The organism is Paraburkholderia sp., assembly GCF_004298475.1.
In the GTDB taxonomy this organism is placed as follows: Bacteria; Pseudomonadota; Gammaproteobacteria; order Burkholderiales; family Burkholderiaceae; genus Paraburkholderia; species Paraburkholderia denitrificans.
Genome location: NZ_SCRP01000033.1, coordinates 1 through 25919, shown reverse-complemented (window position 1 = coordinate 25919; position 25919 = coordinate 1). Strand labels below are relative to the sequence as shown.

Below are 25919 nucleotides of genomic sequence, written 5' to 3'. Positions count from 1 at the left end.
TGGCGAAGTAGCAGGTGCGGTACGGTTGATGACTATATAGGCGACAGGAGACGACGATGACCGGGTTTACCCCTTCCGCGCAGGCCTTTCTCGACGCACGCGACCTGCTGCTGCGCCACCGCACCGACTACGCGCGCGCATACAGCGAATTCGCATGGCCCAAGCTCGATACGTTCAACTGGGCGCTCGATTACTTCGACGTCATGGCGCGCGGCAACGACAACCCGGCGCTATGGATCGTCGACGATCCCGCCGGCGGCGGCACGCGTCTCTCGTTCGCGCAGATGTCCGGGCGCTCTTCGCGCGTGGCGAATTTCCTGCGCGAACATGGTGTCGTGCGCGGCGACCGCCTGCTGCTCATGCTGCCGAACCGCGTCGAACTCTGGGACGTGATGCTCGCGGCGATGAAGCTCGGCGCCGTGGTCCTGCCCGCCACCACGCAGCTTTCGCCCGACGACGTGCGCGAGCGCGTTGAAACGGGCGGCGCGCGTTACGTCATCGTCGATGCGGCGGAACTCGGCAAATTCGATGCGCTCGCAGCCAACGTGAAGCGCATTTCGGTCGGCGCGCAGCGCGACGGCTGGATCGACCTCTCGCGCGCCAGCGAGGCGAGCGCCACGTTCGTACCCGACGGCCCGACGCGCGCGAGCGATCCGATGCTGCTCTACTTCACCTCGGGCACGACATCGAAGCCGAAGCTCGTCCAGCACACGCACGAGAGCTACCCGGTCGGTCATCTTTCGACGATGTACTGGATCGGCCTCATGCCCGGCGACGTGCACTGGAACATCAGCTCGCCGGGCTGGGCCAAGCACGCATGGAGCTGCTTCTTCGCGCCCTGGAACGCGCAGGCCTGCGTGTTCGTCTACAACTACGCGCGCTTCGTGCCTAAAGACACACTGAACGCGCTCGTGCAATGCGGCGTGACCACGCTGTGTGCGCCGCCCACGGTGTGGCGCATGCTCGTGCAGGAGCCGCTTGCAACCTATCCGGTGAAGCTGCGCGAGATCATCGGTGCGGGCGAACCGCTCAATCCCGAGATCATCGAGCGCGTGCGCCACGCGTGGAATATCACGATTCGCGACGGCTATGGCCAGACCGAAACCACCTGCCAGATCGGCAATTCGCCGGGCCAGCCCGTCGTGCCCGGTTCGATGGGCCGTCCGCTGCCCGGCTATCGCGTCGAACTCGTCGATCCCGACGACCAGCTCGCGACCGAAGGCGAGATCGCGCTGCCGCTCGCGCACCGGCCGCTCGGGCTCATGACGGGCTATGCGAACAATGCGAGCGCAACCGAATACGCGATGCGCAACGGCTACTACCACACGTCCGATGTCGCGATGCGCCGCGAAGACGGCTCCTACGTCTACGTTGGCCGCGCCGACGACGTGTTCAAGTCATCCGATTACCGGCTCAGCCCGTTCGAACTGGAGAGCGTGCTGATCGAGCACGAGGCGATTGCCGAGGCGGCCGTCGTGCCGAGCCCCGATGCGCTGCGTCTTTCGGTGCCGAAGGCCTTCGTGATCGTGCGCCAGGGCTATGAGGCCGGGCCCGATCTCGCACGCGAAGTGTTTCGCTTCTCGCGCGAAAAGCTTGCGCCGTACAAGCGGATTCGCCGCCTGCAGTTCAGTGAGCTGCCCAAGACGATCTCTGGCAAGATCCGTCGCGTGGAACTGCGTCGCCGCGAAATGGACCGTCCCGCCGACACCGCGCGTTTGCCCGACGAGTACTGGGAAGAGGACTTCCCCGAACTGCGCTAATTCCGACCGGAGTATCCCGCATGATCGAATTCGAATACGCGCATGATGGCGCCGTCGCCGTCATTACGCTCACGCGTCCGCCCGCGAACGCGTTCACCGTCGACGGTCTGTTGCAGCTGCAACAGGTTGTCGAAGCGTTCAACGTGCAGCACAAGGTGCGCGCCGTGGTCATCACGGGCAGCGGGCCGAAGTTCTTCAGCGCGGGCGCGGATCTCAACGCGTTCGCCGACGGCAAGCGCGACGTGGCGCGCGAAGCGGCCCGCGCGTTCGGCGCGGCGTTCGAAACGCTGCAGAATGCGCGGCCCGTCGTGATCGCCGCCATCAACGGCTACGCGATGGGCGGCGGCCTCGAATGCGCGCTGGCCTGCGATATCCGCATCGCCGAATCTCATGCGCAGATGGCGCTGCCCGAGGCCAGCGTGGGCCTGCTGCCGTGCGGCTGCGGCACGCAAACGCTGCCCTGGCTCGTGGGCGAGGGCTGGGCCAAGCGCATCATTCTCACGGGCGAGCGCGTGGATGCGGCGACGGCGCTGCGCATCGGCCTCGTCGAAGAGGTCGTCGCGACCGGCGGCGCGCGCGAAGCCGCGGTGGCGATGGCCGCGCGCGTGGCGTTGCAGAGTCCGCAGGCCATCACATTCAGCAAGACGCTGATCCATCAGGCGCGTAACGGCGTGCCGCGCGGCGCTGCGTTGGCGCTCGAGCGCGAGCGCTTTGTCGATCTGTTCGATTCCCCCGACCAGCGCGAAGGCGTCAATGCATTCCTCGAAAAGCGCAAACCGCGCTGGCATATAGAAACGGAGAATTAACCAATGAGTGCAACACCCGCTTCCTTGCAGACCGCTCAGGAAGCTGAAGTGCTGTATCGCGTCGTCAACCGCGTCGCGATCGTGACGCTCAATCGTCCCGCCGCGCTCAATGCGCTTTCGCACGCGATGGTGCGGGATCTCGCGGCCGTGATCGAGCGCGTGCGCGCCGACGACGAAATCGTCGCGATGGTCCTCAACGGCGCCGGTTCAAAAGGCTTTTGCGCGGGCGGCGACGTGCGTGCGCTGTATCAACTGGCGCGGCAAGGCGAGGTGCTCGGCGGGACGGGCTGGCGGCAGTTCTTCGTCGACGAATACCGGCTCGATTACGCGCTGCACACGTTTTCCAAGCCGATCGTCGCGCTGCTCGACGGCGTGACGATGGGCGGCGGCATGGGGCTCGGCCAGGCCGCGACGCTGCGGGTCGCGACCTCGCGCACGAAGATCGCGATGCCGGAGACGCGCATCGGCTTGCTGCCCGATGTCGGCGCGACGCATTTCCTCGCGTCGATGCCCGTGGAGATGGAACTCTACGTGGGCCTGACCGGCGTGATGTTGTCCGGTGCGGACGCGCTCCATTGCAGTCTTGCCGATCTCTGCGTGCCGGGCGAATGGATCGACGGATTCGAAGCGCGGCTCGCGCAGGCGACGATGGAAGGCGGCGTGAATGCGATGCTGCGCCGCGTGTTCGACGCGCCGTGCCACGATGCACAGCCCGCTGCGCTCGCCGCGCACGCGCCGCTGATCGAGCAGTACTTCACGCGGCGCCGGACGGTGGAGCAGATCGTCCACGCGTTGCAGACGGATCTCGACGACGAAACCGCACCGCCCGACACGCAGGCATGGCGGAAGGCAACGCTCGACGCGCTCACGCACTATTCGCCGACGATGCTGGAAGTCACGCGCGAAGCGCTGTTGCGCGGCCGCCAGTCGACGCTCGCGGAGAGCTTCCGCATGGAACTCGGCATTGTGTCGCGTGCGATCGAAGAGGGGGATTTCTGCGAGGGCGTGCGCGCGCATCTCGTGGACAAGGACCGTACGCCGCGCTGGGCTCCGGCCACGCTGCCCGAAGTGCGGCCCGAGAGCGTACAGCATTTTCTCGCGTCGCCCTGGCGCAGCGAAGTTCATCCGCTCGCGGATCTGGGCGCATAAGAAGGTTGCACGCGCAAGTTGCACGCGCAGTTTGCACGATCAACCTGCGCGTGCAGACTGCAAGGCAGGCGCGCGGAACGGGCGGCGTTCGCCGCCCGGACGCTCACAGATAGCTGCAGACGTAGTCGAGCGTTTCGATCACGTCGATATCGAAGCGGCTCTTGCCCGGCACTTCGAACGTATCGCCCGCGCCATAGGTCTTCCATTCGCTGCTGCCGTCGAGGCGGATGCGGCATTGGCCCGCCTGCACTTCCATCAATTCGGGCGCATCGGTGCCGAAATTGAGCGTGCCGGGCAGGATCACGCCGAGCGTCTTGCGGCTGCCGTCGGCGAACAGCACCGTGTGCGAAACGCACTTGCCGTCGAAATAGACGTTGGCGCGTTTGAGAACGGAAACCTGGTCGAATTGCGTGCTTTTAGTCATGGCGGTCTTCCTCTGGTCGTCGTGATTGGATTCGGGGTTAGTGGGCAACAGCGCGGCTGCCGCGTGGCAACCGCGCGGCAACCGCGCGGCAGCCGCGCCTTGCGGTGCACCTTGCTGCGCGCGTTTGCGCGAAACGAACCCGACATCATACCGGCCACGCACGCCATTAGCGACTTTCCGGCTGCGCGGGTGAGAATGCAGCGCCCCGCCCGCGCGAGCGCGCTTATTCCGGCCTGGCCGACACGGAGGCCTCGGCGGTCAGCAGCAAAAACGTGAAGCTCTCTTGCAGATAGAGGCGCACGCTCTGGTCGTCGTGGCTCAGATAGCCGATCGATACATCCTGGCCCAGATGGAATGCGAAGTCGCCGCCGCGCGTGCTTAGGATGCTGGCTCCGGCGATGGCGGGCACGAGGATGATTTCGCCGCTCACGAGGTGGCGCAGGTGTTCGAGGACCGGATAGCCGCGGTCGCTCGCTTCGCTTACCGCGGTATAGGCCTCCGGGCCGAGCAGCACCGTGTACGGGCCGTCCACGCCTTGCAGGCGCAGTTCTTCGAGTGCATTCGCGATGAGCGTGGGGTAGTCGGTGGCGTTGGTGGGCAGCGCCAGCACCGGGTTCGACGAGCCTTCGCGGAGGCCGGTGATCTGCGCCGCGCGGTAGCCGTCGAAGATCGCGCGGTCTTCCGCGAAGGCGAGCTGCATGGCTGCGTCCTTGGCGGGCTGCCAGTCGGAGTCTTCTGCGCCGCGCTCGACGTCGTCGATCGCCTCGCGCGACAGCACGAACGGTACGCGCAGCTCGACCAAAGGCCTCACCTCGCGCTGGCGCGCACGAATGCCTTCGAGCGGCGCTTCGATGCCGATCTGGCGGCCCGTGCCGACCCCTGCGAGACCGGCTCCGCCCGGACCCGTGACGTCGACGACCCGGCGGCCCGCGACGAGACGCTTGAATGTGCGCGCAACTTCTTCTTCGATCTGCGACCAGGCTGCCGTGGAAATGGGCGCCAGTTCTCGATGGAGATTATTCATACCGTGGTGCTCCTTTGAGGGATCCGATGGCAAGCGAGCCGTCGCCGGACGTTGCAACTGCGGGTGCAACGGCGGGTGCAACTTCGGATGCAACGGCGGGTGTCGCGACGGGTTGCGCAGCGGGCGGCTCGCGCCCGGCGAGCGCTTCGAGCAGCGGCTCGGACGGCACGAAGAAGAGCCCGCCCGTCACGGCGCGGCTGAAGTCGAGCAGGCGGTCGTAGTTGCCGGGCGGCAAACCGGCGAACATGTTTTCGAGCATCTGTTCGATGGGCTGCGGCGAGCGCGCGTAGCCGATGAAGTAGGTGCCGAATTCGCCCTTGCCGGGCTGGCCGAACGCCATGTTGTCGCGCAGGATCTTGATCTCGTCGCCATCGGCGTCTTCGAGCGTCGTGAGCGAACTGTGCGACCAGCTCGGCTTCACGGCGTCGTCGAGTTCGATGTCCTGGAGCTTCGTGCGGCCGATGATGTGCTCCTGCGCCTCCACCGGCAGCGCGTTCCAGCCTTTCATGTCGTGCAGGTACTTCTGCACCAGCACGTAGCTGCCGCCCGCGAAGCCGGGATCGGCGTCGCCGATCACCGTGAAATGCGCGGCCTCGTCGCCGACCGGATTTTCCGTGCCGTCGACGAAACCGATGATCGCGCGCATGTCGAAGTTGCGAAAGCCGTGGACTTCGTCCACGGTCGTCACCGCGCCTTCGAGGCGGGTCATCAACTGCGTCGCCAGTTCGAAACACAGGTCGGTCTGATCGGCGCGGATATGCAGGAGCAGATCGCCCGGCGTCGCCACGGCGATGCGCTCGCCCGTGCCGAATTCGCGAAACGGATGCAATTCGGCAGGACGCGGCGCGCCGAAGAGTCGATTCCATGCGTCGGAGGCGAAGCCCACGACGCAGGTGAGATTGCCCGAAGGCACGCGTTTGCCGACCGCGCGCGTGAGATTCGCGACATCGGCGCACCAGGCGCGCACGGTTGCGTGGCTGGCGTCGTCGTCGTTGACGGTCGCGACGATGAAGAACGCGCTGCGCGTGACGGAAGTGGAAACGGACTGGGGTTGGGGCGGGGCGCTGGAAGGCGTCATGATCAGATGGATTCCCTGGCGTAGGTCGAAAAGGAAAAACCCCGTGAGCGCATAGTGTAGTCAACTGGAGAAAAGGGCGTTTGCAGGCGGGGCGCGCCGCATGCGACGATAGTCGTCATCCTGGCTATGGAGATACACCATGTGGGATCACACCGAGCACGAAGGCTTCGAAATCTGGGTGCTGCCGATTCCGGCTTTCGGGCCGCGCTCGCCGGAACCGCTGTTTCACTACAGCGGCTATATCTGCCGCCACGGCGCCGACGCGCATCTGGAAGGGCAAAGCATTCGCTTTCACGACATGATGCGCAACTTCACTGGAGCCGACATGGCGCTCGACGCCGCCTATGCCGACGCGCGCAAGCGCATCGACCGCTTCCGTGCGAACGGAAGCTGGGCGGAACGCGTGGATTGACGGGAACGCTGCGGCTTTTGCCGCATCCGAAGGGCCGCGCGCGGCCCTTCGTGCCGCTGGTGCCGCTGGTGGCTAGTGCCGCTAGCGCTGTTGCGAAGCGATCAGCGTCACCGGCCGGCCTTCGCAGCGAGCCCCGCCCGGCACCGTGAGCACGCGCCATGCCATGGGTTCGCCCGCCGCCGCGAGGTCGAGCGCGCTGCCGTCCTCCTCGGGCGAAGCCGTGAGCACGTTGAACGGCCACGACCCGCGCCGTAGCCGCTCGTGGATCAGCGAGCCGGTCCAGATCGGCACCGCGCCGCTGCTGCCATTGCTGTCGTCGTCGGGCATCAGCGCGTAACCCGTCGGCCAGAAGCGCAGCACGTCGCGCCGGCCGCCCAGGTGCGCGGCATCGGCGGGCGCCGGTGCGCGCTCGAACACGAGCGGTGAGGGCAGACCGTTGTGCAGCTTGGGCAGCAACGGCAGCGACAGCACGTCCACCTGCGGCGCCACGAGCGAAAGCAGGTTGCGCATCGAGAAATGCGCGCCCTCGCTCCAGCCCGCGTCGCGCAGCGAAGCGCGCAGGCCGTCGGCATCGGCGGCCCACTGGAGCGTCATCGGTTCGCGGCGCTCGCCTTTCATGTCGAGCCGGTAGCACGCGAAGGTCTTCCACATCGAATCGGTCCAGGCCATCTGCGTGATGACGAGCGGCGGCGTTTCGACGGGCGGGACCTTGCGCAGTTCCGTGCCGCGCTGCAAGCCGAGCGCCGCAGCCAGCACGGCGAGCACCACCGCAGGCATGAACCGGCGCTGCGGCGGCCGGTGCGGATAGCGCCACAGCGACATCAGCACGACAGCCGTGACCCAGATCGACGCGAGCGCCGCGCCGCCGATCGCATCGGAGAACAGGAAGCGCTCGAAATACAGCCCCGCGAACGTCACGGCCACGATGATCACGTTGCCGAACGAGGCCACCATCGCGGCCTGCAGCCGGTTTGCGCGGCGCACCAGCAGGAACATCAGGAAGCCGTAGACGATCACCATCGACGTCACGCGGTCGCTCGGGAACACGAACGCCGTGACGCTCTCGCTGCCCGGCAGCGCGTGATGGACCGCAAGGCGGATCGCGAGAATCACCAGTTGCGAGACCGCCGCCGCCGCGACCCAGTACGCGACCGTGCGCAAGCGCCGCTCTAACGCCATCCAGACGGTGACGGTCAGGATGAGCGCCGCGAGCGTGATGTTGCTGCCGAGCGTTTCGATGCGCGCGAGTGCGGCGTCGGCCCAGACACTGTGGATCGAGCCCAGGAACTGGCGCACGGACTGGTCGATCCGCATGAGCGGATCGCCGCGCAGCACATTGCTCAGCACATACGAAAAGATGGCCGCGAAGACCGGCACGAGGCCCGTGATCATGACGACGGCGCCCAGCGCAGGCTGCTGCGGGTCGAGCAGGCGTTCGAGCCGTCGTGCCGCTGCGCCGTGGTGCCGCTGTACCCAGCGCGCGGCGGCGAGGCGCGAGGCGTTTGCCCACGCGTCGATATGCTGGAGCAGGATGCGCGTGACGCGCCAGATGAGCCAGCCCGCGAGCGCGAGTATCAGCACGATCACGACGAGCCGGAACGACACCACGCCCGCGATCTGCAGCGAGGCGCCGAATACCACGCCCGGCAGGATGTGCGCGGGCGCCCAGATGAGCGCGGACAGCACATTCATCGTGAGAAAGCGCATCGGCGTCATGCCGGCCATGCCGGCGACCACCGGCACGACCGCGCGCAGCGGCGCGACGAAGCGCGCGAGAATCACGCTGCGTGCGCCCTGGCTCGCGAAATAGGCCCTCGCCCTGGCGAGAATCTCGGGGTAGCGCGAGAACGGCCAGATCTCGGTGAGCGAGTCGCGATAGCGATGGCCGATCCAGTAGCTCAGGGCGTCGCCCGCCACGGCGCCCGCGATGGCCGCGACGAACAGCCAGCCGAGATTGACCGTCCCCGTGCCGACGAATGCGCCCGCAATGAACATGGCCGTGCTGCCCGGAATGAACGTGCCGATGATCGCCATCGATTCGAGGAAGGCCGCCGCGAACACGAAAATGAGGAGCAACCCGGCATGGTCGGCGAGCTGGTGCAGCAGGTGGGCGTAGGCGTGCTCCATCGATGGGCCGGGCTGGGTGGCGATTGGGGGAACGTGCGGGCGACATGGGCAATATACCCGTGTGCACGCTCGCCTGATCAGATCACGCCTTTGTCCTTCAATGCATCGATGGCGTCTTCGGACAGCCCGAGCACCGACTGCAGCACGTCGCGCGTGCCTTCGCCCAGTTGCGGCGGCGCGCGCCGCACGGGCATGCGCTCGCCGTCGAAGCGCCAGGGCGGCGCGAGCACCGGCACCGTGCCGCTCTCCGTGCGCGGGTGCGGCTGTGTGGTGACAAGGCCCGCTGCGCTCGCGCGCTCGGAGAGCAGCGCTTCGCGCAGCCCGGCGACTTCGCCGCACGGAATGCCCGCGCGCGCGAGTCGTTCGAGCAGCAGCGCGCGCGGCCGGCTGCGCAGTTCGCGCGTGAACTCGGGCAGCAGTTCGGCGCGATTGTGCGCACGCTGGATGTTGGTCTTGAAGCGCTCGTCGTCGGCGAGATCGGGCCGCTCGATCACGTCGCGGCAAAAACGTTCGTACTGGCTGTTGTTGCCCACCGTGATCACGAGCGGACCGTCCGCCGCATCGAACACGCCATAAGGCACGATCGACGGATGCGCGTTGCCGTAGCGCGGCGGATCTTCCCCCTGCAACAGCGCTTCGAGGCCGTAGTAGGCCGTGATCATGAGCCCGCAGTCGAACAGCGCCATTTCGATGTGACGTCCGCGTCCGGTGCGCTCGCGCTCGAAGAGCGCGGCGAGCATCGCCTGCGCCGAGTACATGCCCGTGAACAGATCCACCGCCGCGACGCCGAACTTCAGCGGCGGCTGGCCGGCTTCGCCGTTCATGGCCATGAGACCGGCTTCGCCCTGCACGACGAGGTCGTAACCGGGGCGCGTCGCTTCGGGGCCGGTGCGGTCGTAGCCCGAGATCGAGCAATAGATGAGGCGCGGATTCTCGCGGCTCAACGTTTCATAGCCGAGCCCGAGTTTTTCCGCACCGCCGAAGCGGAAATTCTGGATCACGACGTCACAGGTTTTCGCAAGATCCTGCGCGATGCGCCGGCCTTCGGGCGTTTGCAGATCGAGCGTCACCGAACGCTTGTTGCGGTTCACGCTGTTGAAATACGCGGTCTCGGTCACGCCGATGCGCACGCCCCAGTCGCGCGTATCGTCGCCGCGGCCCGGATGCTCGACCTTGATGACTTCCGCGCCGAGGTCGCCGAGCACCATCCCGCTCCACGGTCCCGCCAGAATGCGGGAAAGGTCGAGTACGCGCACGCCAGCGAGCGGCAAGGTTCGGGTGTCGGTCTGCATCAGCAAGTGATCCTGGTTCGTTGGCGGGGCGCGTCCCGCCGGGTTTCGCGCTACGTCTCCGTGCGGCCGAGCGTGATGTAGCGCGCAAGATGATGATCCTCGTCGCCAAGCTGATGATCGATCATGACGAGACGCTTCGCGTAGTGCGAAAGCCGCAGCTCCCACGTCATGCCGATGCCGCCGTGCAACTGGATCGACTCCTCGGCCACGCGCGCGCCGATGCGTCCAATCGAGTATTTCGCCGCCGACAGCGCGCGTTCGCGTTCGCCGCGCGGCGCGTCGATGGCCGCCGCCGCGTTGATGACCGCCGAGCGCGCCTCCTCGATTTCGAGCAGCAGGTCGGCCATGCGATGCTGCAACGCCTGGAAGCTGCCGATCGGCACGCCGAACTGCTTGCGCGTGCGCAGGTATTCGAGCGTGTCGTCGCGCGTCACGTCCATCGCGCCGACCGCTTCGGCTGCGAGCGCGAGCAGGCCGTAACCGGTTGCGTGCTCAAGCGTCGCGAAGCCGCTGCCCTCGGCCCCGACCAGCGCGTCCATGCCGAGCGTCACGTCGTCGAGCGTGATTTCCGCAGCACGCCCGCCGTCGATCTTCCGATAGCCGCGCACCTTCACGCCTTGTGCGCCACGCGGCACCAGAAAGAGCGAGATGCCTCTTTCGTCGCATGCACCGCCTGACTGATCGAACGCCGTGCGCGCGGAAACGAGCAGCACGTCCGCCTGTTCGCCGTGCTGCACGACGCCCTTTGCGCCCTTCAGCACCCAGCCGTCGCCGCGTTTGTCCGCGCGTGTCGTGACGCGCGCGGCTTCGTAGTGCGAACCCGGTTCGTCGTGCGCGAGCGCGGCGATCAGCGAGCCGTCGATCAGCGCGGCAAGCTGCTTCTGCTGCGCGTTGCCGCCCGCATGCGCGAGCGCGCGCCCGACGATCAGCGTATCGAGAAACGGCTCGACCACGAGCCCGCGCCCGAGCGCTTCGAACACGACGGCCACATCGAACCCCTCGCCGCCGAATCCGCCGTGCGCTTCGGGAAAGAGCGCGCCGATCGTGCCGAGTTCGGCGAAACGCCGCCACATGCCGGCGCTGAACCCCTCATCGGAGCGCGCGATTTTATCGCGTGTCTCGAAGCCGTACTGATCGGCGATGAAGCGGTTGAGCGAATCCGCGAGCATCCGGCGCTCTTCAGTGTGCTGAAAATTCATGGCCGCGCCCTTTACAGACCGAGCATCATCTTCGCGATGATGTTCTTCTGGATTTCGTTGGAGCCGCCGAAAATCGACAGCTTCCGGTTGTTGAAGTAGAGCGCTGCGGCGCTCGCGGCTTCGTCGGGCCCGATGGGCTCGCCCGCGTAGCCCTCGTCGAGCGCGGCTTCGACGAACGGCGCTGCGTACGGTCCCATCGCGCGGCGCAGCAGCGACGAAATCTCCTGGCGGATCTCGGTGCCGCGAATCTTGAGCATCGAGCTTTCGGCGCCCGGTACGCCGCCGCCCGCCACGGCTGCGATCACGCGCAGATTCGTGGTCTTCATGTTCTCGAGATCGATCTCGACCTTCGCGAGACGCGCCGCGAACGAAGGATCTTCCGCAAGCGGCCTGCCGTTGCGCATGACCTTTTGCGCCGCGCGCTTCAGGCGCGCGAGCGCCGCCACCGAAAAACCGACGCCCGCGATATTCGTGCGCTCGTAGGTGAGCAGATATTTCGCGTAGGTCCAGCCCTTGTTCTCTTCGCCCACGAGGTTCGCGACCGGCACGCGCACGTCGGTGAAGAACACTTCGTTCACTTCATGTTCGCCGTCGAGCGTGATGATGGGCCGCACTTCGATACCCGGCGTGCTCATGTCGATCAAGAGGAAGCTGATGCCTTCCTGCTTGCGCACGTCGGTTGCGGTGCGCACGAGGCAGAAGATCATGTTCGCGTAGTGGCCCAACGTGGTCCACGTCTTCTGGCCGTTCACGACGTAGTGGTCGTCATCGCGTACCGCCGTCGTGCGCACCGACGCGAGATCGGAACCCGCGCCGGGCTCCGAATAACCCTGGCACCACCAGTCGGAGCCGTCGAGAATGCGCGGCAGCCAGTAGCGCTTTTGCGCCTCGCTGCCGTACTTGATGAGCACGGGCCCGAGCATGTTCACGCCGAACGGCACGATGCGCGGCGCACCCGCAATCGCGCATTCGTTCTCGAAGATGAACTTCTGCACGGCGCTCCAGCCGGGGCCGCCGTATTCCCGCGGCCAGTGGTTCGCGAGCCAGCCCTTCTCGTTGAGCGTCGCGTGCCACGCGGCCATGTCGTCGCGCGTGAGGCGGCGGCCGTTGTGCACCTTGTCGGCGATGCGCTGCGGCAGCCGTTCGCGCAGGAAATCGAGCACTTCGGTGCGGAAGGCTTCCTCTTCCGCCGTGAATTTCAGGTCCATGCTGGTTTGACTCCGTCCGGGCGGCGAGACGACACGCTCACGCCGATTGATTCAGGCTCGCGAAATTCGTGCCGCGTTCCACCAGTTCGACGAGCAACGGCGACGGGCGCCAGAACAGCGGATCGGCCTTTGCGAACTCGCGAATGTCGGCGAGGATCGTTGCGAGGCCAACCGTATCCGCGTATTTCATCGGGCCGCCGCGATAGCGCGGAAAGCCGTAGCCGTAGACGAACGTGACATCGACGTCGAGCGGGCGCAGCGCAATCCTGTCGTGCACGACGTTCGCGCCTTCGTTGATCATCGCGGCCATGTAGCGGCGCATGATGTCCTCATCGGTGAAGCTGCGCGGCGTGATGCCGGCGCGTGCGCGCTCGGCGTCGATGATGGCTTCGACTTCGGGATCGGGCGTGCCGGTGCGCGCGCCTTGCGGGTAGAGATAGTAGCCGCGGCCCGTCTTCTGGCCGAACCAGCCGCGCTCGCACAGGCGGTCGGCGATCTGCACATAGCGTGCTTTCGGATCGCGCGTCGCGGCGCGGCGCTTGCGCGTGGCCCAGCCGATGTCGCCGCCTGCGAGATCGGCCACCTGGTACGGACCCATCGCGAAGCCGAAGTCGCGCACGGCCTTGTCGATCTGATACGGCGATGCGCCGTCTTCCATCAGATGATCGGCGGCTGCGCGATACACGGCGAGGACGCGATTGCCGATAAAGCCGTCGCACACGCCCGCGCGCACGGGCACCTTGCGCAGCTTCTTCGCGAGTTCGAAAGCGGTGGCGACGACGTCCGCCGCAACCTGCTTCGGCACCACGATTTCGAGCAGCTTCATGATGTTCGCGGGCGAGAAGAAGTGCAGCCCCACGACATCCTGCGGACGCGAAATGCTTGCCGCGATGGCGTCGATGTCGAGATACGACGTGTTGCTCGCCAGCACGGCACCCGGCTTGCAGACGCGGTCGAGTTCGGCGAACACGGCCTGTTTGACGGCCATCTCTTCGAACACGGCTTCGATCACGAGATCCACCTGCGCGAGCGCATCGTACGAGGTGCTGCCGGTGAAGCGCGCGAGAATCTTCGCCTTCGCTTCGGGCGTCATGCGGCCCTTCGCGATCAGGCCGTCGTAGACCTTCTCGATGTGCGCGCGACCGCGTGCGAGCGAGGCGTCGTCGCGCTCGATCATCGTCACGGGCAGGCCCGCGTCGAGCGCGGCGACGGCGATGCCCGCGCCCATCGTGCCGCCGCCGACCACGCCGAGCGTATCGATGGCGCGCGGCGAGGCGTTGCGCGTTTCGGGTGCCTTCTGTACCTCGCGCTCGGCGAAGAACGCGTGGATGAGGCCCGCGCGCTGCGGGCTGTCGAGGCATGCGAGGAACTGTTTGCGCTCGAAACGCAGGCCGTCTTCGAACGATTCGCGCAGTGCGGCTTCGACACAATCGACGATCTTCAGCGGCGAAAAGAGGCCGCGCGATTTCTTCGCCGTCTCGGCGCGCGCCGCGTCGATGGCGGCTTGTGCGGCTTCGCGGTTCGCGAGGCCTTGCGCGTCGCGCGTACGGCGTGCCGGTGCATGTGCGGCAAGCAGTTCCTGCGCGTAGGCGAGACCTTCGGCGAGGACGTCGTCGCTTGCGCCCACGCGATCCACGAGGCCGAGCTTGAGCGCTTCCTGCGCGCTCGCATGACGGCCGCTCAGCATCAGCGAGAGCGCGGCTTCGGCGCCGATCAGGCGCGGCGCGCGCTGCGTGCCGCCCGCGCCGGGCAGCAGGCCGAGCTGCACTTCGGGCAGGCCGAGCTTCGCGCCTTCCACGGCAAGACGGTAGTGCGCCGCGAGCGCGACTTCGAGCCCGCCGCCGAGCGCCGCGCCGTGAAGCGCGGCGATGACTGGCTTGCGGCACGCCTCGATGCGGTTGCAGACGTCAGGTAGTGCGGGCGGCTGCGGCGGCAAGCCGAACTCGCGGATATCGGCGCCCGCGATGAAGTTGCGCCCTGCGCCGACGATCAGCACGGCTTCTACGGCGTCGTTCGATTCGGCGTGCTCGATTGCGGCGGCGAGGCCGCGCCGCACGTCGACGCTCAGTGCATTGACGGGCGGATGGTCGACCGTCACGAGCAGGACTTTGCCGTGCAACGCATGCAGAACGGGGGAAGGATGGATGCTCTCGGATGCCATGTAGCGGATCTCCAGTGGCGGGTCGGGCGGCGTGGCGCATGCGCGCCCGATGATTGGATGTCTTGGATGTCGGGCGATTTTGGACTGGTCAGGCTTCGTTGACAATCGTATTCCTTGTTGACAGACTGTCAAATTACCCTTGACAGTGAGCCGACCGTGGACGTCAATGCGTTGACCCTGCTGGTGGAGATCCTCGATGCGGGCAATCTGAGCGAGGCGGCGCGGCGGCTGAAGATGAGCCGCGCGAACGTCAGCTACCACCTCAATCACCTCGAAAAGTCGATCGGGCTGCAACTCGTGCGGCGTACGACGCGCCGGGTCGAGCCGACCGAAATCGGCCTGAAACTCTACGAGCATGGCCGGGCGATCCAGAACGCGCTTGTCGCTGCGCGCGAGTCGGTCACGACGCTCGGGCAGACGCTGCAAGGCCGCGTGCGGCTCTCGGTGCCGAGCGGCTATGGCCAGCTTGTCATGTCCGACTGGCTGATCCAGTTCAAGCGGCTTTACCCCGGCATCGTGCTCGACGTGATGTTCGAAAATCGCGTGGAGGATCTGCTGCGCGACGAAGTCGATATCGCGGTGCGCGTGATGTCGGAGCCGCCGCAGAATCTCGTCGCGCGCGACATGGGGCCGGTGCGTTACGTGGCGTGTGCTTCGAAGGCGTGGGCGAGCGCGCATGACATGCCGCAGCGGCTTGAGGACCTGCGCGCCGCGCCCGTCATCACGGCCGCCGTGGTGGGCAGGCAATTACGCCTCGCGGGTTACCTGGGCGATGCGCGCCATGAAGTCCTGCTGGAGCCGTCGATTATTTCGGAGAATTTTCTTTTTCTGCGCCAGGCGATTCTGGCGGGGCTCGGCGTGGGCATCGTGCCCGATTACGTGGTGCACGACGATATCCGTGGCGGTGAGGTCGTTACGTCGCTCGATACGTGGAGACTCAGCATCTTCGGCACGCACATGTACATGCTCTACATGCCGGACCGTCATCACACGCGCGCGGCGACTACGTTCATCGAATTCGTGCTCGGCGAAGCGGGGAAGACCGGGCGTGGGGCGGCGGGATGAGGGGAAGCGGGTATTCGGATTCCGGGGTTGATTTCCGCTTGTGGGGCGCGGTGGCATCTGCGTTGAGTGATCGTTGAGCTTGATGGCGCAGAGTGGCTAGGCGGTCATCGAGATTTTCGCCCCGGTAGCGGATCCTCGGAGCTCCGTCTCGGCGCAATCTGCTGCACGCATCCTAAGTTGGGAAGTTCGTTGTAAATCGACACATCGAAGATGCATAATCGGTTTCCGAACGGCAGTTCACGCTCGGGCTAGCACAACCGCTTTCATGCCGTTACCCCCTAGATTCGGCGTTTTGAACTATTTCGCATATACACCGACCCATCTGCGCCATGACATTCAACTTTACAATTCCTACATCGGGCAATCCGCATCTAACTATTTCGCTTAAAGCCGGTGAAAATATTTTTATATTGGGAGCCAACGGAACGGGAAAATCTAGCCTGATGCAAAAATTTTATAGTGCACATCACGGCAAGGCTCAGCGCATTTCTGCGCATCGACAGACTTGGTTTGCATCCGCTTCTATAAATCTATCACCTGCACAAAAAAGAAACACAGAAAACAATATTCTAAATAGCGACGTAAATGCGGAATCGCGTTGGAAAGACGACTACGCAGCACATCGAGCAAACATAGCAATTTACGATCTCATCGACGCAGAAAATATCCGGGCACGCAATATCGCCACCGCGGTAGATTGCAATAATATTGATCTAGCAAAAACATTATCAAAAAAAGATGCTCCGATCAAAATAATCAACGAATTGCTTCGACTGTCGAACATACCAATCGAAATATCAGTAAAGGCCAATGAACAGGTCCTTGCGAGCAAGTCTGGGAGTGCCCCGTATAGCGTGGCCGAACTTTCTGACGGCGAGAGGAATGCACTTTTAATTGCTGCAAGCGTGCTTACAGTCCCCACTGGGACTTTGCTTCTCATTGACGAACCTGAGCGGCATCTCCACAGATCAATAATCTCGCCTTTGCTAACACTTCTGTTTGCGAAGCGTCGGGACTGCGCTTTCGTCGTTTCAACTCACGACGTAATGCTTCCACTCGACAATCCTCATGCGCGCACCTTGCTTATTCGGGGATGTACCTATAATGGGTCGACGGTCACATCATGGGATGCTGATCTGGTTCCGTCAGAATCTAACATTGATGAGGAACTCAAAAAGGATATACTTGGTTCGCGCCGCACATTGTTATTTATTGAAGGCCAGGAAGACAGTCTGGATCTCCCTCTTTATAGCCTCATCTTCCCAAATGTGACGGTAATTGCAAAATCAAGCTGCCGTGATGTAGATCATGCTGTCTCAGGGATCAGAGGGGCAACTGAACTTCACTGGCTGCGTGCATTTGGTGTTGTGGATGACGATCGCAGGACACTAGCGGACGCTGCTCGATTAAAAGAGAAAGGCGTGTATGCGGTATCTGTCTACGCGGTTGAATCAATTTACTACCACCCTGAGGTTCAGAAAAAGCTAGCGATTCGGCACGCTTCAGTGACTGGGGAAAACGCCGAATCTCTTATTCAGGCAGCCAAAACCGCTGCGCTGGCAGCTGCTGCTTCGCACGTACAACGCCTCAGCGAACGGGCGGTCGAGAAGACGCTGCGGGACGAACTTGATAAACAGTGGCCAAAACGTGCCGAGATTTCTGCTGGAATTCCGATAAATATCACGATTGACGTGGCTGCCACGGTTAATCAGGAGGTGGCCGTATTTAATCGGGCAATAGCTGAAGAAGATCTCGAAAAAATAATCGCTCGATACCCGGTGCGGGAGACGCCAATGCTGACGGAGATAACTCGGAAGCTCGGTTTCCAGACCCGCGACCAGTACGAGGGAGCTGTAAGAAGATTGCTAATAGACGATGCGGCGACACTTGAATTTTTGAAATCTCTATTTGGATCCCTCGTTGCCGATCTGGCGAGTACGTGACAGCAGTGATCCAGAATTAAGCGATTGCGCTGCGCGGTGGAACCGCACGGCGCCGCGCACTTCTATGCTTTTCAACTTTCGCATTCCAGTAGCCGCTACTTCCGCTTCGGGGCGGAATGTGCCAAATGTTCTATGTCTACCCAAGGCGCTCGCTTTTCGCACTGCCGCATACAAGGCGAACATCAACCGCCGAATCCTAATACGCCGGAAAACGCGGCGGCTTCGCGGCTAGCCGCCCCTGTCGGCACGCGCTAAAGGCTAGCGTTTGCCGCTTTTGTCGTCGGGTGATTGCGCCGATGCATTTCCCGTTGCGGAGCCCCCCGTTTCCGGCAGCCGCCCGCGCGTGGCGGGCGAAAGCGGCACGCGTTGCTGGATGCCCGCCTTCGCGAGCATGTGCGCGCTAATAGGCGCAGTGAGAAAGAGAAAGGCCGGAATCAGCAGCTCATGCAGGCTAGCAAAATCGTTGTGCGTGCTGAAGTAGAGCACCGAAGCGAACACGATGCCGCCCACGCCGAGCGTCGTCGATTTGGTCGGGCCGTGCAGGCGCATGAAGAAATCCGGCAGGCGCACGAGCCCGATCGCGCCGACCAGCGTAAACAGGCTGCCGAGCAGCAGCAGCGCACAGACAAGTGCTTCGATGACGGTTTGCATCCGGCGGCCTCGCGTGGGCGTTATCAGTTCAATTCAGTTCGATGATGTCGCCGCGCTGCAGGTACTTCGTGAGCGCGACCGTGCCGATGAAACCCATGACCGCGATCAGCAGCGCGACTTCGAAGAAGATCGTCGAGCGCAGGCTGATGCCGTACACGACAATCAGCGCAATCGCGTTGACGTTGAGCGTGTCGAGCGCAACGATGCGGTCGGGCAGCGAAGGGCCGCGCACGAGGCGCACGAGCGTGAGCAGGAACGCGACGCCGAGGATCGCGAGCGACACGGGAATGGCGATGGCTAACATTTGAAAATCTCCAGCAGCGGGGCTTCGTAGCGGGACTTGATCTGGGCGATGAGCGCGGCTTCGTCGTCGAGGTCGAGCACGTGCACGATGAGGCACGTGCGGTCGTCTGAGAGTTCCGCGCACAGCGTGCCGGGGCTCAGCGAAACAATGGCGATGAGCGACGTGAGCGCGATTTCGTGCGTGCTGTCGAGCGGCACTTCGATGAACGCGGGCCGCATGCGCCGCGTCGGCCCGAGCACGAGCAGCGCGACTTCGACGTTCGCGACGACGATGTCGATGAGCACGTGCAGCCAGAGCCGCACGAGGAGCCACGGGCGGCCGAAGTAAACCGGCTGCAGCCACAGGCCTTCGCCGATCACGAATGAAATCACGCAGCCGAGCACGGTGCCGAGCAGCAGGTTGCCGGGCGACATGTCGTTCATCAGCAGCAGCCAGCACAGCAGCAACAGCGTGGCGAGCCAGGGATGAGGAAAGAGCCGTTTCAGCATGGTCAGCTCCCGTTGCCAGGCGCGGGCAGGATCGCGCGGACGTAGGCGTCGCGGTCGAGCAGTTGCACGGCGGTCGCGTCGAGATAGCGCTTGAGCGGCCCCGCGCCGAGCGTCGCGGCTACCGCGCAGGCGAGCAGCAACGCACACGCGGCGAGCTTCGCGCGAGCGCCGTGCGGGGCGGCGGGTGGCGCGGCAATAGCGGTCTGCGAGGCGGGCTGTGAAGCGGTCTGCGAAGCGGCCTGTGAAGCGGCCTGTGAAGCGGCCTGTGAAGCCGGGATCGCCCAGAGCAGGCGCGTGCCGGTGCGGCTTAGCGCGACGATCAGCAAGAGGCTCGACAGTAGCACGGCGGGCCACAGCACGACGGCCTGTGCGATGGGCGTGGCCGCGAGCACCATGGCCTTGCCGAGGAAGCCCGAGAGCGGCGGCAGGCCCGCCGCGCCCACCGCGCCCGCGAGATAGAGCAGCGCCGCACTTTTCCACGGCCACGGCGCGGTGGCGCGCTTCGGGCGTATCACAGGTTTCACGACAGGTCGCACGACAGGTTTCACGACAGGGCGAATGACTTCAATGACGGTGCGCTCGGCTACGGCCTCGGCCACGCCCACCGCTGGCTCGCCGTCCGCATCGGGCGAGATGGCCGGGGCGGTGGTGTCGTCGAGCGCAGCGTGAGAGGCCGGTTCGAGGTCGGCGGTGCGCTCGGGCGCTTCCGGTTCGAGCGTGTCGGCGAGCAGGAACAGCGCCGCCGAACACAGCGTCGTACTGATCAGGTAGTAGAGCAGCGCGGCCCACGCAGCCGCGCTTTGTAGCGTGGCCGTCGCGATCAGCAGGCCCACGGAGGTCAGCACGAGATAGCCCGTCGTCGTCTTCAGACTCGACACCGCGAGTGCGCCGAGCGCGCCGAAAACGAGGGTCGCGATGGCGAGCCACCACGCCCAGTCGTGCATGAAACCTTCGAGCAGGCCGCCCGCCGCGCCGAACACGAGCGCATCGCAACGCAGCATCGCGTAGACGCCCACCTTCGTCATGATCGCGAAGAGCGCGGCGACCGGACCGATCGCGCTGCGGTACGCCTGCGGCAGCCAGAACGAGAGCGGAAAGACCGCGGCCTTCAGCCCGAACACGAGCATCAGCATCGCGCCCGCGAATTGCGCGATCGGCAGCGAGGCGGGATCGAGATGCGCGAGACGCTCGCCCATGTCGGCCATGTTCAGCGTGCCGGTCAGTCCGTACAGCACGCCCACGGCGATCAGGAAGAACGACGAGCCCACCAGGTTGAGCAGCAGGTAATGCAGGCCGCTGCGCACCCGGTCGCGTCCGCCGCCATGCAGGAGCAGCGCATACGAGGCGATCAGCAGGAGTTCGAAGTATACGAACAGATTGAAGAGGTCGCCTGCGAGAAACGCGCCGTTCACGCCCATCAGTTCGAACTGGAACAGTGCGCGGAAGTAACGGCCGCGCCGCGCGTCGGCGCTCGAGGTGCCGAGCAGGCAGCAGCAGGCGAGCACGGCGAGGAGCAGCAGCATGAGCGCGCTGAGGCGGTCGAGCTGCAGCACGATGCCGACTGGCGCGGGCCACGCGCCGAGCGCATAGGTGACGATTTCACCCGACGACGCGCGCACGGCCAGCCACACGGCCACGGGCAGCAGGGCGAGCGTCGCGACGACGTTGATCATGCGCTGCACGCGCCGCGCGCGCAGCGGCAGCGCGACGATGGCGCCCGCTGCGACGAGCGGAATCGCGATGGGAAGGAGCAGACCGTGGTTCATTCGCCGCGCGTCTCCTTGCCGTCGACGTGATCGCTGCCGTTGAGCGCGAGCGAGCGCAGCGCGAGCACGACGGTGAAGGCGGTCATGGCGAAGCCGATCACGATGGCGGTCAGCACGAGCGCCTGCGGCACGGGGTCGGCATAGTGCCCGAGGTGCCCGAGCGTGGAAATCACGGGCGGCTGGCCCGTCGAAAGCCTGCCCATGCCGAGCAGGAACAGGTTGATGGCATACGAGAACAGCGTGATGCCGAGGATCACGGGCAGCACGCGTGCGCACATCAACAGATACAGACCACAGGTGCAAAGGACGCCGAGTGTCACGGCATAAGCGGCTTCCATCAGCTTTTCTCCACGGATTGCAGATCTTTGTCGCGCACGCCGAGGTGCGAGACGATCGTGAGCGTCGTGCCGATCACCGCGCAAAACACGCCGAGGTCGAACAGCATCGCCGTGCTCAATTCGATTTCGCCCACGAGCGGCAGATGAAAATGCCCGAAGGCGCTCGTGAGGAACGGCCGTCCGAACGCGATGCTGCCGAGGCCGGTGCCCGCAGCCACGAGAATGCCGAGCCCGGCCAGCGCGCGGTAGTTGATGCGCATGCGCGACTCGGCCCACAGCACGCCGCTCGCCATGTACTGCAAGAGCAGCGCGACGGAAGCGATGATCGATGCGATGAAGCCGCCGCCCGGCAGGTTGTGGCCGCGCAGGAAGATGAAGATCGCGACGAGCGTCGTGAGCGGCAGCATGAGCCGCGCGAGGATGGCCAGCAGCAGCGGGTGCGACTGCGACGACCACGGCAGGCCGCCCGGCCCCGTGGCGGGCGCGGCGAGCCGCAGGCCGCGCAGCAGCGCCTTCACGGCGAGCCCGGCGACCACGAGCACGCTGATTTCGACCATCGTGTCGAAGCCGCGGAAATCCACCAGAATCACGTTCACGACGTTGTGACCGCCGCCGGCGGGCAGGGCGTTCGCGAGAAAGAACGGTGCGATGCCTTCGCCCGGCGTGCGGGTCATCACCGCGTAGGCGACGCCGCCGATCATCGTCCCGCCCGCAATCGCCAGCACGCCGTTGCGCACGCGCGCGCTCACGGATTCGATGGCGCGCTGCTTCACGGGCAGGAAGTAGATGGCGAGCACGAGCAGCATGACCGTCACGATTTCGACGGACATTTGCGTGAGCGCGAGATCGGGCGCGGAAAAACGCGCGAAGGCGAGCGTCACGAGCAGGCCGCAGGTGCCGAGCAGGATCAGTGCGTAAAGTGTGTTCGCGCGCACCCGGACCACGGCCACGGCGAGCAGCGCCGCGAGTGCGAGGCCGGTCAGCGTGACCGGATCGACGGGCAGGCCGGCGCGCGGGCCGGTGATGTGCGTGAGGGCGAGGAGCGCCGAACCGGGCACGACGATCATCGCGCCCACCATCCACGCGAGATAGGACGGGAGCGAGCCGTTCTCGAACACGCGCACGATGCGCGCGGCGACCTGTTCGAGGCGCTGCACGAAGCGGTCGAAGCCCTCGCTCGCGTTCATTTCGGAGAGCAGCGAGCGATGGTGGCGGAATGCGTCGCGACGGAAGAAGAACAGCATCGCGCCCGCCGCGAACGACATGGCGCTCATCGCGAGCGGCAGATTCAGACCATGCCAGATGCTCAGGCTATAGACGGGCACGCTGCCGTTCAGGGTGATCCACGCCGCCGATTCGAGCATGCGTCCGATGGTCTGCTGCGGAACGAGGCCGACGAGCAGGCACAGCACCACGAGGATTTCGACCGGCAGCCGCATGAAGCGCGGCGGCTCGTGAGGCGGGAAGTGCGGCAGATTGCGCGGCGTCGCGCCGTCCCAGAACACGCCGTAGACGAAGCGCAGCGAGTACGCGACGGACAACCCGGCCGCCACGACGGCGAGCGCCGGAATCACCCAGTTGAAGTCGCCGAGCAGGCCTTGCGCGAGCGTTTCGCCGAAGAACATCTCCTTCGAAAGAAAGCCGTTGAGCAGCGGCACGCCCGCCATGGCGAGCGAGGCGACGCCCGCGAGCGCGGCCGTGTAGGGCATGTAGCGGCGCAGCCCGCGCAGCGTCCCGAGGTCGCGCGTGCCGGTCTCGTGGTCGATGATGCCGGCCGCCATGAACAGCGACGCCTTGAACACCGCGTGGTTGAAGGTATGGAACAGCGCGGCGACGGTGGAAAGATCCGTGTCGAGACCGAACAGCAGCACGATGAGGCCGAGATGGCTGATCGTCGAATAGGCGAGCAGGCCCTTCAGATCGCGTTGCACGAGCGCCATGGCCGCGCCGCCGGTCAGCGTCACGAGGCCCGCGATGCTCACCGTGTAGACCCACCAGTCCGTGCCCTCCAGCACCGGATAGAGCCGCGCGAGCAGAAACACCCCGGCCTTCACCATCGTTGCCGAGTGCAGATAGGCGGAGACGGGCGTGGGCGCGGACATCGCGTGCGGCAGCCAGAAGTGGAACGGGAACTGTGCGGATTTGGTGAACGCGGCGAACAGGAACAGCAGCAGGATCGCCGGATACAGCGGATCGCGCTGGACCTTGCCGCTTTGCGCGAGGATCTGCGCGAGGTCGTAGCTGCCGCAGACATGCCCGAGCAGCAGCACGGCGCCCAGCAGCCCGAGGCCGCCCGCAGCGGTGATCGTGAGCGCCATGCGCGCGCCGCGCCGCGCGTCGGGGCGCGACGGCCAGAAGCCGATCAGCAGGAATGAGACGAGGCTCGTCAGCTCCCAGAAGATCACGAGCAATAGCAAGTTGTCCGAAAGCACGAGGCCGAGCATCGCGCCCATGAACAGCAAGAGGAGCAGATAGAGGCGCGGCAGCGACTCGCTGCCGGCAAGGTAATAGTTCGCGTAGACGAAGATCAGGAGACCGATCGCCAGCACGAGCAGCGCGAACATGAACGAGAGCCCGTCGAGCCGCAGCGCGAACGCGAGGCCCAGTTCGGGCAGCCACTCGCGGCGCCACAGCAGCACGCCGTGGGTGGCCATGCCGACGCGTTCGCTCGCGAGCAGGCCAAGGCCGAAGAGCGCCGCCGCGAAGGCGATCCACGTCGCGAGCGGCCGCACGAACCGTGCAGCCAGCGCGACGAGCGCCGCGGCAAGAAACGGTAAGACAACTAACCACCCTAAAGCCATTCAGACGTCTCCGGAAATCTCCTGCACGATGAACGGGACGCCGGGCATGCCATGCGTCGCAGAACACGATCATAGCCGCAAATGGGGCCGTAGCTCGCCAGGATGAGCGCGCGCGCCACGAAACAGGTCGTCGCAGCCATCGCGGGCCGTCGCGGAAAGCGGGATCAGGCCATCTGGCTGAGCGTCTTGCGAAAGCGCATGAGCGAAAACGCGAACAGCGCGCTGCCGATGACCGCGACGTTCTTGTGGGGCAGATCGACCGGCTTGCCGACCGGCAGTTGCAGCGCGTTCTTGCGGAAGCTGCGCGCCGAGCACGACGGCCTGGCGCGCGATCGGCGGCGTGTGACGCTGTCGATTCCGGGGAGCAACGAGACTGGCTGCGGAGGTTCCGCCGGTCTTTAAGACAATCAGGTTTGGGATCGCGCAGCCATAAGCAGCCGCAGAGTGACATGTACACGTCACGCCGAGCGCGCTAAAGTTGTACCTGTTTCGGTACAGGTAAGCCATGAAGGAGGACATATGCGCACCATCGCATTCACCGACGCTCGCGCCAATCTGAAGCGCGTTATCGACCAGGTCGTCGACGATAGGGACGTCACGCTCATTACCCGCCGCGACGCGCCCAATGCGGTTGTCATGTCTCAGGAGCACTACGATAGCTTGATGGAAACGGTCCATCTTCTGCGCTCCCCGGCAAACGTCGCGCATCTGGAACGCTCCATCGCGCAGGCGCGCGCCGGCAAGGTCAAGCCCCGCAAGCTGGTTGACGACGCCGAATGAGCGGCGCGTTGAACATCGTGTGGACTGCCGAGGCCTGGGACGATTACGTCTACTGGCAGGGGCAGGACAAAAGGATGTTGAGGCGCATCAATCAACTCATCAAGGACGTGCAGCGCTCGCCGTTCGAGGGTGTCGGCAAGCCCGAGCCGCTGAAGGAAAACCTGACTGGTTTCTGGTCGCGTCGCATTGATGAAACGAATCGCCTGGTCTATGAAGTTGCGAACACACAGATCAATATCGTTTCGTGCCGCTACCACTACTGACGGCCAGCACAGCGGGAAATGCGCCGTGCAGATGTTGCGGATCGACCCGGTTCGCGAGAAGCCTCTGCTGTCTGTGCGGTGAAAGTCCCCCGCCTGCAGGCGGGGGAGGATGCCAAAGGCCTTACATCGACCAGATGAATGCTTCGTGGATGTGCGCCGCCGCACCGATCTCGACGGTGCGCCGTTCCGTCTTGCCGTCGTGGCTGGCGGTCACGACATAGCGGCCATGCGGGATCGAGACGAGCATGAACGGGCCGTGCGTCGTCGTGGTCACGAGCGCATTGCCGTGTGCGTCGGCGATCGTCACGGGTACGTTGGCGAGGTATTCGTTGCCGTTCGAAGCGGTGTGGCGCGCGAATTCGAGTGAGAGCGGGTAGCGCGGCATGGCGTCCTTGAACGCCGCCGACTGGTCGCTGCCGACGCCGCCGGACAGATACGCGATATCGCCCGCGTGCTGCACGGGCGGGAGCACCGAGGCTGCATCCGTTGCCGGTGCGGTGGGTGCAGCGCCGCTGTTCGCGGCCCAGGCCGCAGGCATTCCGACCACGGCAGCGAGCGCGAGCGCCGCGCCGATCCACGGAGTCGAGCGTGCTTTCATATTTACCTCCATTGACTGGTCCGTCGAATCCCGGCGAGCGAAAGAGGCGTGACAGGTGCCGCCGGGCACGAGCGGCCCCTGCCGCCGCCGTGTTCGGGCGAGGCGGGCCGGACGAATCGAGCGTAGGGCGGGTGACTTAAAAGTCCCTTAAAACAGGCCCTGTTCTGAACTGACCCCACGAAGTTGGACGGTTAAATAGCTAGGTGGGCAAGGCCTGAGTCCTGTACTGCACGGGGCTCAGGCCTTTTAGTTTGAGCTTGATGCGCTCGTGGTTGTAGTAGT

The 25919-nt window shown here is 65.1% G+C and carries 25 protein-coding genes; 8 read left to right on the top strand and 17 right to left on the bottom strand.

All coding sequences use genetic code 11. The features are described from left to right. The first annotated feature begins 56 nt into the window (after positions 1-56). Genes EPN59_RS16440 through EPN59_RS16430 form a run of 3 tightly spaced genes read left to right on the top strand, consistent with a single transcriptional unit; the run spans position 57 to position 3715 of the window. Entirely contained in the window at positions 57-1760 is a 1704-nt protein-coding gene (locus EPN59_RS16440) for an AMP-binding protein (RefSeq protein WP_293046391.1), read from the top strand. Positions 1761-1780: 20 nt separating this feature from the next. Continuing rightward, entirely contained in the window at positions 1781-2566 is a 786-nt protein-coding gene (locus EPN59_RS16435) for an enoyl-CoA hydratase (RefSeq protein WP_293036524.1), read from the top strand. A gap of 3 nt (positions 2567-2569) precedes the next feature. Continuing rightward, the gene (locus EPN59_RS16430; RefSeq protein ID WP_293036522.1) at positions 2570-3715 is read left to right on the top strand and encodes an enoyl-CoA hydratase/isomerase family protein; all 1146 of its coding nucleotides are present in this window, start codon (positions 2570-2572) and stop codon (positions 3713-3715) included. A gap of 103 nt (positions 3716-3818) precedes the next feature. On the opposite strand, the gene EPN59_RS16425 is transcribed toward EPN59_RS16430, so the two are convergent. The 3 genes from EPN59_RS16425 to EPN59_RS16415 form a co-directional block, all read right to left on the bottom strand. Beyond that, positions 3819-4139 carry a pyrimidine/purine nucleoside phosphorylase gene (locus tag EPN59_RS16425; protein WP_293036520.1) on the bottom strand — a complete coding sequence of 107 codons (321 nt, stop codon included), beginning with the start codon at positions 4137-4139 and terminating at the stop codon, positions 3819-3821. A 223-nt stretch (positions 4140-4362) separates the two neighbouring features. Continuing rightward, complete coding sequence (locus EPN59_RS16420; RefSeq protein ID WP_293036518.1) at positions 4363-5163, bottom strand: family 1 encapsulin nanocompartment shell protein; 801 nt, start codon at positions 5161-5163, stop codon at positions 4363-4365. After that, positions 5156-6241, bottom strand: a complete 1086-nt coding sequence (locus EPN59_RS16415) for a Dyp-type peroxidase (RefSeq protein ID WP_293036516.1) — start codon at positions 6239-6241, stop codon at positions 5156-5158. Before EPN59_RS16415 ends, EPN59_RS16420 begins: the two co-directional genes overlap by 8 nt. A gap of 139 nt (positions 6242-6380) precedes the next feature. Between EPN59_RS16415 and EPN59_RS16410 the strand changes: the two genes are divergently transcribed. Beyond that, positions 6381-6653, top strand: a complete 273-nt coding sequence (locus EPN59_RS16410; RefSeq protein ID WP_293036514.1) for a hypothetical protein — start codon at positions 6381-6383, stop codon at positions 6651-6653. Between the two features lie 81 nt (positions 6654-6734). Here the strand turns inward: EPN59_RS16410 and EPN59_RS16405 are convergent, their stop codons facing one another. From EPN59_RS16405 to EPN59_RS16385, 5 genes are all read right to left on the bottom strand, one after another. Continuing rightward, positions 6735-8780: a VTT domain-containing protein gene (locus tag EPN59_RS16405; RefSeq protein WP_293036512.1), complete on the bottom strand. Its 2046-nt coding sequence runs from the start codon at positions 8778-8780 to the stop codon at positions 6735-6737. Positions 8781-8857: 77 nt separating this feature from the next. Beyond that, complete coding sequence (locus EPN59_RS16400) at positions 8858-10072, bottom strand: CaiB/BaiF CoA-transferase family protein (RefSeq protein ID WP_293036510.1); 1215 nt, start codon at positions 10070-10072, stop codon at positions 8858-8860. A gap of 50 nt (positions 10073-10122) precedes the next feature. Next, positions 10123-11271 (bottom strand): acyl-CoA dehydrogenase, encoded by a 1149-nt coding sequence (locus tag EPN59_RS16395; RefSeq protein WP_293036508.1) that lies wholly within the window; start codon positions 11269-11271, stop codon positions 10123-10125. Between the two features lie 11 nt (positions 11272-11282). Beyond that, a complete protein-coding gene (locus tag EPN59_RS16390) occupies positions 11283-12479 on the bottom strand; it encodes an acyl-CoA dehydrogenase family protein (RefSeq protein ID WP_293046387.1) in 1197 nt (398 codons plus the stop codon). Between the two features lie 37 nt (positions 12480-12516). Continuing rightward, positions 12517-14640 carry a 3-hydroxyacyl-CoA dehydrogenase NAD-binding domain-containing protein gene (locus tag EPN59_RS16385; protein ID WP_293046384.1) on the bottom strand — a complete coding sequence of 708 codons (2124 nt, stop codon included), beginning with the start codon at positions 14638-14640 and terminating at the stop codon, positions 12517-12519. A gap of 156 nt (positions 14641-14796) precedes the next feature. Here EPN59_RS16385 and EPN59_RS16380 point away from each other — a divergent pair, with 156 nt between their 5' ends. Further along, entirely contained in the window at positions 14797-15705 is a 909-nt protein-coding gene (locus EPN59_RS16380) for a LysR family transcriptional regulator (protein ID WP_293043246.1), read from the top strand. A 329-nt stretch (positions 15706-16034) separates the two neighbouring features. After that, the gene (locus EPN59_RS16375; RefSeq protein ID WP_293043243.1) at positions 16035-17648 is read left to right on the top strand and encodes an AAA family ATPase; all 1614 of its coding nucleotides are present in this window, start codon (positions 16035-16037) and stop codon (positions 17646-17648) included. A 258-nt stretch (positions 17649-17906) separates the two neighbouring features. Here the strand turns inward: EPN59_RS16375 and EPN59_RS16370 are convergent, their stop codons facing one another. From EPN59_RS16370 to EPN59_RS16340, 7 genes are all read right to left on the bottom strand, one after another. Then, complete coding sequence (locus EPN59_RS16370) at positions 17907-18299, bottom strand: Na+/H+ antiporter subunit G (RefSeq protein ID WP_293043240.1); 393 nt, start codon at positions 18297-18299, stop codon at positions 17907-17909. A gap of 28 nt (positions 18300-18327) precedes the next feature. Further along, entirely contained in the window at positions 18328-18603 is a 276-nt protein-coding gene (locus EPN59_RS16365) for a K+/H+ antiporter subunit F (protein WP_293043237.1), read from the bottom strand. Beyond that, positions 18597-19091: a Na+/H+ antiporter subunit E gene (locus EPN59_RS16360; protein ID WP_293043234.1), complete on the bottom strand. Its 495-nt coding sequence runs from the start codon at positions 19089-19091 to the stop codon at positions 18597-18599. Before EPN59_RS16360 ends, EPN59_RS16365 begins: the two co-directional genes overlap by 7 nt. A gap of 2 nt (positions 19092-19093) precedes the next feature. Continuing rightward, positions 19094-20857, bottom strand: coding sequence for a monovalent cation/H+ antiporter subunit D (locus tag EPN59_RS16355; RefSeq protein WP_293043231.1), 1764 nt, complete (start codon positions 20855-20857; stop codon positions 19094-19096). Further along, on the bottom strand, positions 20854-21195 hold the full coding sequence (locus EPN59_RS16350) for a Na+/H+ antiporter subunit C (RefSeq protein WP_293043228.1): 342 nt from the start codon (positions 21193-21195) through the stop codon (positions 20854-20856). Before EPN59_RS16350 ends, EPN59_RS16355 begins: the two co-directional genes overlap by 4 nt. Beyond that, complete coding sequence (locus tag EPN59_RS16345; protein WP_293043225.1) at positions 21195-23996, bottom strand: monovalent cation/H+ antiporter subunit A; 2802 nt, start codon at positions 23994-23996, stop codon at positions 21195-21197. Before EPN59_RS16345 ends, EPN59_RS16350 begins: the two co-directional genes overlap by 1 nt. Before the next feature lie 164 nt (positions 23997-24160). After that, positions 24161-24364, bottom strand: a complete 204-nt coding sequence (locus EPN59_RS16340; RefSeq protein WP_293043223.1) for a hypothetical protein — start codon at positions 24362-24364, stop codon at positions 24161-24163. Positions 24365-24515: 151 nt separating this feature from the next. On the opposite strand from EPN59_RS16340, the gene EPN59_RS16335 reads away from it, so the two are divergent. Continuing rightward, positions 24516-24776 carry a type II toxin-antitoxin system prevent-host-death family antitoxin gene (locus EPN59_RS16335; protein ID WP_293043220.1) on the top strand — a complete coding sequence of 87 codons (261 nt, stop codon included), beginning with the start codon at positions 24516-24518 and terminating at the stop codon, positions 24774-24776. Further along, positions 24773-25039, top strand: coding sequence for a Txe/YoeB family addiction module toxin (locus tag EPN59_RS16330; protein ID WP_293043217.1), 267 nt, complete (start codon positions 24773-24775; stop codon positions 25037-25039). The genes EPN59_RS16335 and EPN59_RS16330 overlap by 4 nt, the downstream gene beginning before the upstream one ends. A 121-nt stretch (positions 25040-25160) precedes the next feature. On the opposite strand, the gene EPN59_RS16325 is transcribed toward EPN59_RS16330, so the two are convergent. Together EPN59_RS16325 and EPN59_RS16320 are read right to left on the bottom strand one after the other, a co-directional pair. After that, the gene (locus EPN59_RS16325; RefSeq protein ID WP_293043214.1) at positions 25161-25637 is read right to left on the bottom strand and encodes a carboxypeptidase-like regulatory domain-containing protein; all 477 of its coding nucleotides are present in this window, start codon (positions 25635-25637) and stop codon (positions 25161-25163) included. A 199-nt stretch (positions 25638-25836) separates the two neighbouring features. Then, on the bottom strand, positions 25837-25919 hold an 83-nt coding region (locus tag EPN59_RS16320; RefSeq protein WP_293032843.1), incomplete at its 5' end, for an IS3 family transposase.

Excerpts from the sequence above, each read along its gene's own strand:
- EPN59_RS16440 (WP_293046391.1), top strand. The coding sequence starts at position 57 with ATGACCGGGTTTACCCCTTCCGCGCAGGCCTTTCTCGACGCACGCGAC.
- EPN59_RS16435 (WP_293036524.1), top strand. The coding sequence starts at position 1,781 with ATGATCGAATTCGAATACGCGCATGATGGCGCCGTCGCCGTCATTACG.
- EPN59_RS16430 (WP_293036522.1), top strand. The coding sequence starts at position 2,570 with ATGAGTGCAACACCCGCTTCCTTGCAGACCGCTCAGGAAGCTGAAGTG.
- EPN59_RS16425 (WP_293036520.1), bottom strand. The coding sequence starts at position 4,139 with ATGACTAAAAGCACGCAATTCGACCAGGTTTCCGTTCTCAAACGCGCC.
- EPN59_RS16420 (WP_293036518.1), bottom strand. The coding sequence starts at position 5,163 with ATGAATAATCTCCATCGAGAACTGGCGCCCATTTCCACGGCAGCCTGG.
- EPN59_RS16415 (WP_293036516.1), bottom strand. The coding sequence starts at position 6,241 with ATGACGCCTTCCAGCGCCCCGCCCCAACCCCAGTCCGTTTCCACTTCC.
- EPN59_RS16410 (WP_293036514.1), top strand. The coding sequence starts at position 6,381 with ATGTGGGATCACACCGAGCACGAAGGCTTCGAAATCTGGGTGCTGCCG.
- EPN59_RS16405 (WP_293036512.1), bottom strand. The coding sequence starts at position 8,780 with ATGGAGCACGCCTACGCCCACCTGCTGCACCAGCTCGCCGACCATGCC.
- EPN59_RS16400 (WP_293036510.1), bottom strand. The coding sequence starts at position 10,072 with ATGCAGACCGACACCCGAACCTTGCCGCTCGCTGGCGTGCGCGTACTC.
- EPN59_RS16395 (WP_293036508.1), bottom strand. The coding sequence starts at position 11,271 with ATGAATTTTCAGCACACTGAAGAGCGCCGGATGCTCGCGGATTCGCTC.
- EPN59_RS16390 (WP_293046387.1), bottom strand. The coding sequence starts at position 12,479 with ATGGACCTGAAATTCACGGCGGAAGAGGAAGCCTTCCGCACCGAAGTG.
- EPN59_RS16385 (WP_293046384.1), bottom strand. The coding sequence starts at position 14,640 with ATGGCATCCGAGAGCATCCATCCTTCCCCCGTTCTGCATGCGTTGCAC.
- EPN59_RS16375 (WP_293043243.1), top strand. The coding sequence starts at position 16,035 with ATGACATTCAACTTTACAATTCCTACATCGGGCAATCCGCATCTAACT.
- EPN59_RS16370 (WP_293043240.1), bottom strand. The coding sequence starts at position 18,299 with ATGCAAACCGTCATCGAAGCACTTGTCTGTGCGCTGCTGCTGCTCGGC.
- EPN59_RS16365 (WP_293043237.1), bottom strand. The coding sequence starts at position 18,603 with ATGTTAGCCATCGCCATTCCCGTGTCGCTCGCGATCCTCGGCGTCGCG.
- EPN59_RS16360 (WP_293043234.1), bottom strand. The coding sequence starts at position 19,091 with ATGCTGAAACGGCTCTTTCCTCATCCCTGGCTCGCCACGCTGTTGCTG.
- EPN59_RS16355 (WP_293043231.1), bottom strand. The coding sequence starts at position 20,857 with ATGAACCACGGTCTGCTCCTTCCCATCGCGATTCCGCTCGTCGCAGCG.
- EPN59_RS16350 (WP_293043228.1), bottom strand. The coding sequence starts at position 21,195 with ATGGAAGCCGCTTATGCCGTGACACTCGGCGTCCTTTGCACCTGTGGT.
- EPN59_RS16345 (WP_293043225.1), bottom strand. The coding sequence starts at position 23,996 with ATGGCTTTAGGGTGGTTAGTTGTCTTACCGTTTCTTGCCGCGGCGCTC.
- EPN59_RS16335 (WP_293043220.1), top strand. The coding sequence starts at position 24,516 with ATGCGCACCATCGCATTCACCGACGCTCGCGCCAATCTGAAGCGCGTT.
- EPN59_RS16330 (WP_293043217.1), top strand. The coding sequence starts at position 24,773 with ATGAGCGGCGCGTTGAACATCGTGTGGACTGCCGAGGCCTGGGACGAT.
- EPN59_RS16325 (WP_293043214.1), bottom strand. The coding sequence starts at position 25,637 with ATGAAAGCACGCTCGACTCCGTGGATCGGCGCGGCGCTCGCGCTCGCT.